Genomic DNA, 13,692 nt, shown 5'->3' on the forward strand with positions numbered 1-13,692 from the left:
AAGGAATTTATGCTGTACAGAAGTACAATTTAGTAGGCATTATTGTCTTAAAAGCGTTCCCTAAATATTTTTGCATTAAGAATTGTTAAATTTTTTATTTAGAAGTACTTTTGCATAAATAATACAGATGTACAAAACAATACTTCGCCCTTTATTTTTCTTATTCGATCCCGAAAAGATTCATCATTTCACATTTTCATTAATAAAATTAACCTCTAAAATACCTGGTTGTACTTGGTTATTTAGAAGCTTGTATGTTATTGAAGACAAACAATTAGAACGCCATTTATTCGGATTAACTTTTAAAAACCCGGTAGGATTAGCGGCGGGGTTCGATAAAAATGCTGTTCTGTATAATGAATTGGCAAATTTCGGATTCGGTTTTATCGAAATCGGAACGGTAACACCTAAGGCACAAGAAGGAAATCCTAAAAAAAGATTGTTTCGATTGAAGGCAGACCAAGGCATCATTAACCGAATGGGATTTAATAATGAGGGTTTAGAAGCCGCCATTAAGCAACTAAAAAAGAATAAGGGTAAACTGATTATTGGTGGTAATATTGGTAAAAACACGAATACAACACCTGAGGATTACACCAAAGATTATTTAGAATGTTTTAATGGGTTACACCCTTATGTAGATTATTTTGTGCTTAACGTAAGTTGCCCAAATGTAGGAAGTCATGCTAAATTAACCGATAAAGCTTATTTAGAGGAATTAATTGGAGCAGTGCAAAAAGCAAATAAAACCTTCGAAAAACAAAAACCAATTTTGTTAAAAATTGCACCGGATTTAAATACTATCCAATTAGACGAAATCATAGAACTTGTAAGTTCTACCAACTTAGATGGTGTTATTGCCAGCAATACATCTACCGATAGAACTGGTTTAAAAATGTCTGATCAGCAATTAGAGGCTATAGGAAACGGCGGTTTAAGCGGGCAACCTATTAAAAATAAGAGTACAGAAGTGATTAGATATTTAGCCGAAAAAAGCAAAAAGACGTTCCCTATCATAGGTGTAGGGGGTATTCATTCTGCTGGTGATGCTTTAGAAAAAATTAATGCAGGTGCCGATTTAGTACAGGTATATACCGGGTTTATTTACGAAGGTCCAGGATTAATAAAAGCCATAAACAAAGCAATTCTAAACGCGTAATTACTTATTTAATTATTTTTTTGGTAATTGAAGAACGACTATTAGAAACCGTTAACAAGTACATGCCCGATGACAGATTAGCTATATTTATAGGCTGATTAGTGAGCACTCCAGACATAAATACACTTCCTGTTAAATTAGCAATTTGATACTGTACTGGCTCTAAACCAAGGTCTGTTTTAACATAAAGCAAATTATCTTTTACTGGGTTTGGGTATGCAATCGTGTTTTTATCCGTTATTGGAGTAATAATTGTTTTTATAAAAATATTATCGATGGCTATGTCTCCATCCCAACCGAATCCCCTTATGGCTCTAAATCGAATATTTATAGTTTGATTGGTAAATGCCGATACGTCGATATCTTTTGTTAAAAATGCATCGGATTGTTGATTTTGTTGACTTCCAATAAGTGCGGGAATCACATCATTAATATAGCCATAATCCGTTTTAAGATCTACATGCAATTCACCAATGGATTTTCCATACATATGGTATGCAAATTCAATAACTGAATTTTCATAATTTATGGTTATACAAGGAGATATGAATTCAGCAACATCACCAGGCTTTGCGCCAGTTGCTTCGGCATAAATATAGTTTCCTGAACCCGATTTACTCGAACTATCAGCCAAAGGACCGGTATTGTCTGATGGTGTTGCGCCGGCATACTTTAACCAGTTGTAACCATTTTGTGTTACATCTGTCGCTGTCCATCCCTTATCATTTGTTGTGGTAAAAGAATCAAAATCTTCTTGAAGCCAATTGGACTCTGTACCAACGTTTATAAAATTGGAATAGGTTTTTGTGATGGATTGCGATTTATTGGATACCGTAAGTGTCACATCGTAAATACCAGTTTTAAAAGTATGCGACGGATTTTTAGAGGTATAATCTATCACCCCGTCACTATCCACATCCCAAGCCCAATTGCTAATATTTTTACAATTACTATTAAAATTCACTATTAATTCGTCTTCGCAAGTTTGTGTAACGTCTGCCGTAAAATTGGCACTAAAATCAGGGCAAGCTAAATAACTTTTGGCGGTATGGTAAAAGGCATACATACGTGCGAGTTGCTGATTCGAAAAATGAGATCTGCAACCTTTTAGGGAATACGACATGATGTTTTGCGCATCTGGTGCAAATAGATCGCCATGTGCATCTTTTTCAGTACCTGTATATTCGCAAAAATTGTTGACATTTTTAGACGTCAGTTTTGGGTCCGCGGGCGTATCGCAAATACCATCGCCATCGGTATCGCAATTGCTGCCATCTACAAATTCGGTTGTTAATTTTGTATTGTCTGGTCCGTGCGTATGAATTAATGAGAAAAAATGTCCCATTTCATGCGCTAACGACGAACTGTTTGTTACGCAACTGTTTTTTAAAACAATAACATCATTTCTTCCTGAGTTGTCGGTATAACCACATAAAGTATCGTCAGATTCTCCTAAGATATCATCTGTAAAATAGATATTAATCAGACCGGGAACATTATAGCGTTCAATTAAGTTTGTTTCATCGCCTTTATTTAAATGGCAAAGTTCATCTTCATTAATGTAATTAATACCTTCACATAAAAAAAACGACATAAAAGCATCTGCATAAACAGTGTTTAAATTAGAAAACGCATTGTAAAGATCGGATTCACAAATGCCTCCCGTACCATCAGAAGACCTAATAACGTGAGCTTTAACCGGGATAGAATTAATGAATTTTGCCTGAGATTTGTTTGCTACAGATTTTAATTGCAAAAATGCTTGTTCGAATTTTTTAAGTTCTGGCTTTATGCTATTTAAATAATAAAGCGTTTCAGAATTTGTAACCGTTCCACAAGCTTCCAAATTTTTTTGTGCATTGCCATTGGCGCAAAGTAAAAAAGCACCAGAAAAAAATAAAAGAGGAAGGATGTGTTTAAAAATATTCATTTGGGGGAAACATTTTTTTCAAATGTATGCCTAAACCGAACTTTTAAACAAAAAAAACGTTAAACCGTAAGATTTGTCGACTATTCGACAATTATCTTTCGCGTGAAACTTTTACCTTCAGTGGTATTTAGTTTTAACAGATACATACCGGGGTTTAAATAACTCATATTCACATGTAAGTTTTTATCCCTGTTTGTTGGCTGCATGACTTTAATTAAATTACCTAAAATGTTATAGATTTTAATGGTTTGTAAATCAATCTTTTGAAGATTTGAAATGGTAAAAATGCCATTGGAAGGATTAGGATGTAACGTGATGTTTTCTAATGCATTGACATTTGCATCGCTTAGTGTGGAAGATTTATAAGTAAACGTGATGGTTCCCATTCTATTGCCATTTATTGGCGCCGTAGTTAGTTTGAAAATTGGCACCCGCGGATTACTTACTATGTTTGCAGAACCGTAATCGGTTCCATCATCTGTTCCAGAATCGTAGGCAAAAACATCTAAAGTAAAGGTGTCTTTCCAGCCATTATTTATCGCGGTATTATCAGTTCTTAAGTTAACACTATTTACGGCAATAAACCAGTCGGGACTTGGAGCCACCATCGATACTAAAGTTATCAGCGGAAAGTTTTCATTAACTTCTAAATCATTATAGATAAAAGTTCCAACAGGGTTGCCTAATCCACCCGCATTTATCCACTGGTCTGCCTTGGTTAAAGCAATTGCGGTATTAACTTCATTTCTAAAATTATTAGAATTTCCTAGTTCAGCAATGTCTTTAATGCCATCTGTAGCAGGCGCAACAGCTCCAATTTCAACAAATTCGTTTTCTGTATTATGAGTGGCGCCTACAAGCGCCGACCAATGTGCCCCGGGCGGTACCGAAGTATGATTGGTGGAATTCCAAATAGTTGTTAAAGAAAAATCATAATAAGCGATGCTCTGGCTATAATGTATTTGTGAAACTAGGAGCGCTAATATTATGATATATGTAATTTTTTTCATGATAATTGATTGAAGATTATAATCTTAAGTCGAATATTATTTACAATTCTTACAAAATGAATTCTTTTCACGTCATTTTTTAAACAGTCATTAATAAAAATAATAGTATTTTTATCATCTTATTTTAAGCGAAATCATGTCTGTTGCTATAAAGATTATTGAATGCCCTCGTGATGCCATGCAAGGCATTAAAGACTTTATTCCTACCGATAAAAAAGTACAGTACATTCAATCGTTATTACGTGTAGGATTTGATACTATCGATTTTGGTAGTTTTGTGTCGCCAAAAGCAATTCCACAGATGGCTGATACAGCCGAAGTTTTGTCGAAGTTAGATTTATCGCATACAAAAAGTAAATTGCTTGCCATAATCGCCAATACACGTGGTGCAGTAGATGCTTGTGCCCACAAAGAAATTAATTATTTAGGGTATCCGTTTTCTATATCCGAAAATTTTCAAATGCGTAATACGCATAAAACCATTGCAGAATCTATTATTACGCTATCAGAAATTTTAGAAATTGCCGACAAGGCAAATAAAGAAGTCGTCGTTTATATATCTATGGGTTTTGGAAATCCTTATGGAGATCCGTGGAATGTAGAAATAGTAGGTGAGTGGACAGAAAAACTCAATAGTATGGGCGTTAAAATACTATCCCTTAGTGATACAATAGGAAGCTCAGAACCTGAAAGTATTAAGTATTTGTTTTCTCATTTAATTCCCAAATACCCGCATATAGAATTTGGCGCACATTTGCATACAACGCCTTCTACGTGGTTCGAAAAAGTGGACGCTGCTTTTAAAGCAGGTTGTCATCGTTTTGATGGGGCTATTCAAGGTTTTGGCGGTTGTCCTATGGCAAAAGATGAGCTAACGGGCAATATGCCAACAGAAAAGTTATTATCTTATTTTACCGCTCAGAAACTGAACAATTTAAACGCTTTAAGTTTCGAGAGCGCCCACAACGAAGCATCAAAAATATTTAAAACCTATCATTAAAGGCTTTTTTAAAATGTTGTTTCACAGTATGTTAATAATGTGTTAATTTTTTTATTTAAAATTAATCTAAATAAGTTTTGCCAATATGGTTTTGTGTTTTATTTTTGCCTGTAAAATATGATATTATTTATATTCAGTCTTAATAAAAACAACCAATAGAATGAAAAAATTAACTTTACTTTTAGCAATTTGCATAGTATCAATAGCTTCTGCACAAACTGTGCAAGATTCTATAACTTTCGATCCGCAAAAACAATTAAATGCCGCACAACGTATCTTATCTGGTAACTATGGAAAATCTGTTACCGTGGGTGCTTACGGCGAAATCACTTATAATCAACCAGAAGCAAGCAACGGCGAGCTCGATGTACAACGACTGGTGTTACTTTTTGGATATCAATTTAACGATAAAACACAGTTTGTTACAGAGGTTGAGTTCGAGCATGTGTACGAAGTTTTTATCGAACAAGCATTTATTAACTATGCCATAGCACCAAATGTAAGTTTACGTGGGGGTTTAATGCTAGTACCAATGGGTATTATAAACGAATTCCACGAGCCAACAACATTTAATGGCGTTGAGCGTCCTGAGGTTGATAATGTTATTGTACCAACTACATGGAGAGAAATAGGTATTGGTGTAACAGGTAGGTTTAACGAGCTGTCGTTAGGATATCAAGCTTATGTGTTTAATGGTTTTCAATCTTTAAACGGTACAAAAACCTTAGGAGGAAGTAGCGGTTTACGAAATGGAAGACAAAAGGGAATTCAATCAACCATCAACAAACCAAATTTATCTGCAAAATTTGATTACTATGGTTTACCGGGCTTGCGTTTAGGGTTATCCGGTTATTTTGGTCGTACGCAGGCTTTAGATGCTGTAGATATGATTGATGGTTCAGATGTAGGAATTTCTATGATAGGTTTAGATGCGCGTTATGCATACCAACGTTTTACGGCACGTGGTCAGTTCATTCATGCCAACATCAGCGATTCAGAAGCGTATAATACCATAAACAATGCTACCTTAGGAAGCGAATTACAAGGTTGGTATGTAGAAGCAGCATACAATCTTTTACCACAAGAAAAACAGCAACGTTTATTTGCATTTGCAAGATACGAGCAGTACGATACACATGCTGCTACAGAAGGTACTTTAGTTCGTAACGATGCGTATAACAGAAACGATTTAACAACTGGCTTAAGCTATCATATCGCACCTGGAGTGGTTTTAAAAGGCGATTATCAATTTAGAGATAATGCCCAAGCTGGTGCAGATGTGGCTAACAGACTAAACTTCGGAATAGGCGTTTGGTTCTAAACAATAAATGTTGTTATTCCCGCTAATAAAGGAATCTCAACTAATTTGGGCGTTACCGCAAGGGTCGGGCTTTCCGCTATATCTTTTTGCGAAGTAGTCCCGAATTCATTTCGGGACTGCTTCGCAAAAAGGATGCCGCTGCAATCCCTAACGCAAAACTACCAAATAGCTAATGCATAAAACAATGTGCATTAGCTATTTGGTATATTATTTGTTTAATAGAAGAAATAAATTAATATTTTTACGCATGGAATTTAAACTTGTAACTTTCGTAGTAATTACTTTTTTAATGCAATCTTTTGGGATACCTAGTGGTATTCAAAAAAAGGTAGATAAAGAAATTAAAGATAGTTTTAATATAGAAACATTTAATATTACAAGTGTTACTATTGCGTCCGATATTAAAAAAAGTTTACCGTCTAAATTTGAAGAAGATAATCTGTTCAAAATAGAAAAAGATAAAAAACTATTGGGATATGTGTATCTTTCTGAAGCGCCAAGCAAAACCGCACAATTCGATTATTTAGTACTTTTAGATAAAGATTTAATTGTTTTAAAAACCAAAGTCTTAATGTACAGAGAAGAATATGGTGGCGAAATTGGAAGTAAACGTTGGTTAAGACAATTTGAAGGAAAAAAGAGTGGCGACGAGTTACATTATGGCGATAATATTATGGCCATTTCGGGTGCGACAATTTCGGTACGTTCTATGACTAATGCCATGAACAACTTATTACAATCATTAAAAATACTTCACTCAAAAAAAGTTCTGTAAATGAAACTAAACGGATTAATATTAACCCTTCCTAACGAATTAAAAGTATTAATCGGAGCATTTGTTATCGTTTTAAGTATTGGTTTTTACACAGGTTTATTGTTTGTTGGAGAGACATCCTCTGCAAATCCAAACGGTATAGAGGAGCAATATTTAGGTAATGAAAATGATGAGGATGCCGAAGTAATGCACTTTAAAAAAAGCGATCAGGAAATGCTTACCTTGGTGCATAATCACATTCTTTCAATGTCTATCATTTTCTTCTTACTGGGCATTTTAGTAGCTATCACCAAGCTTAATAAAAAACTTAAACTGTTTTTAATGATAGAGCCTTTTTTATCAGTGCTACTTACATTTGGAGGTCTCTATTTACTTTGGTGTGGTCACCTATGGATGAAATATATTGTTATGATTTCCGGAATTTTAATGACACTTACTTTTACACTTTCAGCCTTTATTGTTCTTAAACAACTGCTTCAAAATAACAAATAGGTTAACAGCTTCTTACTTTGTAGTATTTTTTATTACGTTTTTTCACAGATTATCATTAAACCTTTATTTGGTTAAAGAGTCATACAACAGACCTAACAACCATTTGCAGTGAAAAAACTTCTATTATTACCAGTTATTTTATTTTTTTCAACCACCTTATTTGCGCAGAAATTCACATTAGAAGGTGTTGTTAAAGATCAGTCTAATAATCTTTTAGAAGGTGCTACGGTGTATATCCAAAGTATAAAAGATAGCATTCCGCTGTCTTATGGTATTACAAATAACAGCGGTGAGTTTTCATTACAGGTAAATACCGAAACCGACTCCAAAGCCATTTTTAATATTGCGTATTTAGGCTACAAACCTTATCGAAGAGATATTACGGTGCCAAACGGTAAGCAATTAAATATGGGCGATGTTACCTTAGAAGACCAAATAGAACAGCTCAATGTGGTTTCAATTATAGGAAAAGCGCCTCCTATTTTAATTAAAAGAGATACGATTGAATATAATGCCGATAGTTTTAAAACATTACCTAACGATAAAGCTGAAGATTTACTTAAAAAGTTACCCGGTATTGAAATAGATGTTGACGGAAATATTACCATGAATGGGATAGAAGTCGAGGCCATTAATGTAGATGGTATGCAATTTTTTGGTGAAAAAAAGGGCGACATCGCATTAAAAAATCTTCCGAGTAATGTTATCAGTAAAGTTCAGGTAACAGATTATAAAACCAATATGCAAAAGTTTACAGGCGAAGAATCTGATTCCGGTACTAAAGAAATAAATTTAACTATTAAAAAAGGAAAAAATAGAGCCACTTTTGGCGATATTAAAGTCGGTTACGGAACCGATGAAAAATACCAAGCCAATGCCAATGTTTTTCAGTTGGTAGATGGGAAACAGTATGGGCTTATTTCTGGTACCAATAATATAAACATGTTTAGAGGTTTTAATGCTTTGCCCGATACCGATACCAGTAATGGCTACATAGAATCTGATTTTATAGGTGCTAATTTTACAAAAGGTAAATGGAACGAAACACGCGTTAATGGAAATTACAGATATAGTGCCCAAAGTACCGATAGAGAACAAAAAAGTATTGCAGAGAATTTTTTGCCAGATTTAAATTACATTACGGATTCTGAGAGTAGAAGTTTTAGCGATTCTGATAGCCACAAAGCAGGCGGTGATTTAAAATTTATTATAAAATCAAAAAATAAACAATCTAAGAATAGGGTTCAAATATCTAATGAGATTGACGTAAATGTAGAGAATTCAGAATCAGGAGCTATTACCAACAAAAGATCTGAATATACTAATGGCGATTTAGTAAGTGATTATTACTCTAAAAACGAATCGGTATCCGAGAGTTACGATATTAACAATGAGTTTAGTGTTACATCCATTACAGGACGCCGAGATTATTTAAATATTCGATTAAATACAGATTTTACTAAGGGGAATTCAGATAGTAAAAAATATTCTGAAAATTTTATTGATAGGCTGAATAACACAGTGATTCAAAATCAAATAAACAATTTAAATAACTACAGTAGCAATATTAGGTTGAGTGCTTTTTGGAGTAAGGAGCTATTCACGAATTTTAGAATCATGCCCAGATATACCGCCAGTATAAATTCTCAGAATAATGAAAATTTAATCTATGATTTTGACGATACTACCGGTGATTATGATGACTTTAATGATGTTTTAAGTTCAGATAGTAAATATTCTACAACGACCATTAGGCCCGCTTTAAGGTTGCGATACGAGTACCGCGATTTCCGTTTTGAAATCGAAGGAGGATACACAAACACCTATAGAAACTATAGCGATAAATTAATAGTTGCACGAGATTTTAAAACAGATTTTGAGTACGCTACCTATTCTGCAAGAATACGCTACCGCGATAAAAATGGTTATAAAAACATAAATCTAAACTATAACCAAAGTGTAGATTTGCCTTCTGTAAATCAATTACAGCCCGTTGAAGATGTTAGTAATATTACCCATATCCGTATTGGGAATCCTTTTTTAGAACCTGAAATTAATCACGACATAAGGTTTGAATATCAAAATAATTTAGCTTTCAATAATATAAATATCACCGGGAATGTGAGAGCTCAATTTGTTCAGGATAAAATAATAAGCTCCACAATTACCAATGAAGATTTAATTAAAAATACAACCTACGCAAACATTAATGGAGATTATTCATATTCAGGTAACGCAGCCATTTCAAAATCATACTACAGTAAAAAAACGAATATTAATTTAAATGCAAGGTTCAATGGTTCGTATAAAAATTCCTTATCTATTCAAAACGCTATAAAATTTACAGCGAAAACAACCAATATAAAGCCGACCTTTTCCTTCAAGTATTCTTATGATAGTAAGTTAGATTTAAGTACTACATACAGTTACTCAAAAACAACGAGTGTATACGATACCGATGCGTTTAACGATAACAATTACTTTGTTCAAAATTTAGATTTCGAATCGTCTGTTTTCTTTATCAAAAATGTGTTCTTATCTAATAAAGTTTCTTATCGTTATAATAGTCGGGTTGGTGATGATTTTGATGGCGATGCGGTTTTCTGGAATGCAGGATTAGGCATTGAACTATGGGATAATAAAGCTACCTTAACCTTAGTAGGTTACGATGTGCTTGGGAAAAATAACGGTTATAGAAGAGTGGTGACAGAAACCTCCATTGAAGACATTGAAAGCAATATTCTAGAACAGTATTTCATGCTAAATTTCACTTATAAATTTGGCAGTTTTGCTGGACAAAAAATGAATATTGGTGGCGGACGTGATTCACGACGTGGCGGTGGTTTTGGAGGAGGTTCAAGAGGTAGATGAGGTAATGAGAAGTGTTAAAACCAAACCTGAATGGAGTGGTTTCTAGTTACATACTTTATTAAACCAGATATTTACTGTTCAAACAAAAAAAATTGTATATTTGCACGCAATTATAAAGTAATTGCACAATGATCTCACATTCCAATAAAATAGTAGGAGAAGGTTTAGCTTACGACGACGTTCTACTTGTTCCAGCATATTCAGAAGTACTTCCACGCGAAGTCAACATTCAATCCAAATTCACACGTAATATTACTATCAATGTGCCTATTGTTTCGGCCGCTATGGATACGGTTACCGAAAGTAAAATGGCAATTGCCATGGCGCAAGAAGGCGGTATAGGTGTGTTGCATAAAAACATGACTATTGAGGCGCAGGCTGTAAAAGTAAGAAAGGTTAAACGTGCCGAAAGCGGTATGATTATAGATCCTGTTACGTTGCCTTTAACTGCTGTTGTTCTAGATGCTAAACAATGTATGGCAGAATACGGTATTGGTGGAATTCCTATTGTAGCCGAAGATGGAACTTTAAAGGGAATTGTTACCAATCGTGATTTACGCTTCGAACACGATAAAAAAAGACCGATTGTTGAGGTGATGACAAGTGAAAATTTGGTAACCGCCGCCGTTGGAACATCGTTAAAAGATGCCGAAATTATTCTTCAACAGCATAAAATTGAAAAACTACTTATTGTTGATGACAATTATAAACTTTCAGGGTTAATTACCTTTAGAGATATTACCAAATTAAGTCAAAAACCAATGGCAAATAAAGATGCCTATGGTCGTTTGCGTGTGGCTGCAGCTATTGGTGTTACCGGTGATGCAGTTGTTAGAGCAGAAGCATTGGTGAATGCCGGTGTTGATGCTGTGGTAATAGATACGGCACATGGTCATACTAAAGGTGTGGTTAATGTTTTAAAAGAAATAAAGGCGAAATTTCCAACGTTAGAAGTTATTGTTGGTAACATCGCAACAGGTGCTGCAGCAAAATATTTAGTTGAAGCGGGTGCCGATGCTGTAAAAGTAGGTATTGGTCCGGGGTCAATTTGTACCACGCGTGTTGTTGCTGGTGTTGGATTTCCTCAATTTTCAGCAGTTTTAGAAGTAGCAGCGGCCATAAAAGGTAGCGGTGTTCCTGTGATTGCCGATGGCGGAATTCGTTACACTGGCGATATTCCAAAAGCCATTGCGGCGGGTGCAGATACTGTAATGCTCGGATCGTTGTTAGCAGGAACCAAAGAATCTCCAGGGGAAACGATTATTTACGAAGGAAGGAAATTTAAATCGTACCGCGGAATGGGTTCTGTGGAAGCTATGAAAGAAGGCAGTAAAGACCGTTATTTTCAAGATGTAGAAGACGATATTAAAAAATTAGTACCCGAAGGTATTGTAGGTCGCGTACCTTATAAAGGTGATTTATTTGAAAGTATTCATCAGTTTATTGGTGGATTACGTGCCGGAATGGGCTATTGCGGTGCTAAAGATATAGCGACTTTACAAAATACAGGACAGTTTGTAAAAATTACAGCCAGTGGTATTAATGAAAGTCATCCGCATGATGTCACTATTACTAACGAATCTCCTAATTATTCAAGATAGAATTTAAGAATTTATAAAGCATAAAAAAGACTTTAATGTAATTATTAAAGTCTTTTTTTTATTTAGTTTTAAATCGAATGAAAGTTAACTTTCGCTGAGTGACACTTGTTTTTCTAGTTTAGATGCTAAAATGCTAATTATAAATATTTGAATAAAGTGAAACAGCATAAGCGGCAACAAAATGATACCAACAGATGCCGAATTTTTAAAGAGTATTTTAGAAAAAACAGTACCATGTACTAACGATTTTTTCGTGCCACAAAATTTAGCCGTTATGCGGTCTTCTAAACTAAAACCTAATCGGATGGCTATTTGTTTAATAATAAAATAAACAACGGTAAACAACACGATTACAGCCAATAAAATCATCAATAAATCTCTAAAGTTTACAGCACTAAAAACGTTTTCTTCAAACGATTCCGAAAAGCTTTTATAAATAATTAATAGAATTATAGATTTATCAAAAAGCGTGAGGTATCTAAGATGTTTTCTAACATAATAGCCTAAAAAGCGTTGCAGGCTAATTCCAAAAATAACGGGCAATAAAATTTCTGTTATTAGTTTCAAGTAAATAATGCCTAAATCAAAATCGGTTGTAGTTTGAGATAAAAACAAGCTCATCCAAAGTGGGGTAATTACAATGCCAATAAGCCCCGAAATACTGGCGTTAAAAATAGCAGCAGGAATGTTTCCTTTAGCCATAGATACCATCACTACCGATGAGGATACCGTAGAAGGTAATGCTGCCAAAAACATAAAACCTAGCCAGATTGTAAAACTACTTTCAGAATCTATAAAAGGGTAAATCGCGATGATAATTATAGGAAATAAAATAAAACTTGACGCTTGCACTAATAAGTGCAATTTCCAGTTTTTTAAACCAGATTTAATTTTGTCAGGACTTAATTTTAATCCGTAAAAGAAGAAAATTAACGATACGCCAATACTTCCAATAAGGCTTAATGGTATCGGACTATTTTTGCTTCCCCAATACGGAAAAACATATGCAAAAATTACAACAGCTATAATAGCAAGTATAAATCCGTCAATTTTTGGTTTCATGCTGGGTTTTTTAATTTGGATTTTAGCAAAGAGATTGGTTAGGGTGCTAAAAATTTTAACGATTGCAAAATTAGTTATTTAGTTGAGATATTCAGCAGTATTAACTTGTATTATAATGGTGTAAAAACATTCATAATTTTTACAATCATTAATAAATTTTTTATTCGGTGTAAACTTGTCCGCGATGCGGTTTTAAAGCATCGCGAACGGGTATCATCGCATCCTCGTCAACCACTAAATACGCAATGGCATGAGCGTTGGTTAACACTTCAAATCCCGTAATTGTTATATTTAATTTTTCGAGTTCAATATATTCCTTTAAATGAATCTCGTGATGCTCGGCAATTTTACTGGCGTCTGGCCCGCGGAAATCCCAAATCAGTTTTAATTTTCGCATTATTACACTAAATAATTTAAGGAGCGAAAGGTAAATATTTATATTTAAAAGCCCTATACGATTCCAAGTTTTTA

The 13,692-nt window shown here is 34.4% G+C and carries 11 protein-coding genes; 7 read left to right on the forward strand and 4 right to left on the reverse strand.

What is annotated here, in order from left to right; genetic code table 11:
- Nucleotides 1–127 precede the first annotated feature (127 nt).
- Nucleotides 128–1,159: a quinone-dependent dihydroorotate dehydrogenase gene (locus ACFQ0I_RS07220; RefSeq protein WP_379940778.1), complete on the forward strand. Its 1,032-nt coding sequence runs from the start codon at nucleotides 128–130 to the stop codon at nucleotides 1,157–1,159.
- 4 nt (nucleotides 1,160–1,163) lie between these two features.
- On the opposite strand, the gene ACFQ0I_RS07225 is transcribed toward ACFQ0I_RS07220, so the two are convergent.
- Nucleotides 1,164–3,089, reverse strand: a complete 1,926-nt coding sequence (locus tag ACFQ0I_RS07225) for a T9SS type A sorting domain-containing protein (RefSeq protein ID WP_379940780.1) — start codon at nucleotides 3,087–3,089, stop codon at nucleotides 1,164–1,166.
- An 80-nt stretch (nucleotides 3,090–3,169) separates the two neighbouring features.
- A complete protein-coding gene (locus ACFQ0I_RS07230) occupies nucleotides 3,170–4,099 on the reverse strand; it encodes a T9SS type A sorting domain-containing protein (RefSeq protein ID WP_379940782.1) in 930 nt (309 codons plus the stop codon).
- Between the two features lie 136 nt (nucleotides 4,100–4,235).
- Between ACFQ0I_RS07230 and ACFQ0I_RS07235 the strand changes: the two genes are divergently transcribed.
- From ACFQ0I_RS07235 to guaB, 6 genes are all read left to right on the forward strand, one after another.
- Nucleotides 4,236–5,099 (forward strand): hydroxymethylglutaryl-CoA lyase, encoded by an 864-nt coding sequence (locus ACFQ0I_RS07235; protein WP_379940784.1) that lies wholly within the window; start codon nucleotides 4,236–4,238, stop codon nucleotides 5,097–5,099.
- Nucleotides 5,100–5,259: 160 nt separating this feature from the next.
- Nucleotides 5,260–6,420, forward strand: a complete 1,161-nt coding sequence (locus tag ACFQ0I_RS07240) for a hypothetical protein (protein WP_379940786.1) — start codon at nucleotides 5,260–5,262, stop codon at nucleotides 6,418–6,420.
- 247 nt (nucleotides 6,421–6,667) lie between these two features.
- On the forward strand, nucleotides 6,668–7,195 hold the full coding sequence (locus ACFQ0I_RS07245) for an FMN-binding protein (protein WP_379940788.1): 528 nt from the start codon (nucleotides 6,668–6,670) through the stop codon (nucleotides 7,193–7,195).
- On the forward strand, nucleotides 7,196–7,687 hold the full coding sequence (locus ACFQ0I_RS07250) for a hypothetical protein (protein WP_379940790.1): 492 nt from the start codon (nucleotides 7,196–7,198) through the stop codon (nucleotides 7,685–7,687). It abuts the gene before it with no gap.
- Between the two features lie 108 nt (nucleotides 7,688–7,795).
- Nucleotides 7,796–10,558, forward strand: coding sequence for an outer membrane beta-barrel protein (locus ACFQ0I_RS07255; protein ID WP_379940792.1), 2,763 nt, complete (start codon nucleotides 7,796–7,798; stop codon nucleotides 10,556–10,558).
- Nucleotides 10,559–10,686: 128 nt separating this feature from the next.
- The gene (gene guaB / locus ACFQ0I_RS07260) at nucleotides 10,687–12,159 is read left to right on the forward strand and encodes an IMP dehydrogenase (RefSeq protein ID WP_379940794.1); all 1,473 of its coding nucleotides are present in this window, start codon (nucleotides 10,687–10,689) and stop codon (nucleotides 12,157–12,159) included.
- A gap of 84 nt (nucleotides 12,160–12,243) precedes the next feature.
- On the opposite strand, the gene ACFQ0I_RS07265 is transcribed toward guaB, so the two are convergent.
- Together ACFQ0I_RS07265 and ACFQ0I_RS07270 are read right to left on the reverse strand one after the other, a co-directional pair.
- Nucleotides 12,244–13,221 (reverse strand): bile acid:sodium symporter family protein, encoded by a 978-nt coding sequence (locus ACFQ0I_RS07265; protein ID WP_379940796.1) that lies wholly within the window; start codon nucleotides 13,219–13,221, stop codon nucleotides 12,244–12,246.
- A 160-nt stretch (nucleotides 13,222–13,381) separates the two neighbouring features.
- Nucleotides 13,382–13,618 carry a hypothetical protein gene (locus ACFQ0I_RS07270; RefSeq protein ID WP_379940798.1) on the reverse strand — a complete coding sequence of 79 codons (237 nt, stop codon included), beginning with the start codon at nucleotides 13,616–13,618 and terminating at the stop codon, nucleotides 13,382–13,384.
- Nucleotides 13,619–13,692 lie beyond the last annotated feature (74 nt).

This window comes from Mariniflexile aquimaris (assembly GCF_042676825.1).
GTDB lineage: Bacteria > Bacteroidota > Bacteroidia > Flavobacteriales > Flavobacteriaceae > Mariniflexile > Mariniflexile aquimaris.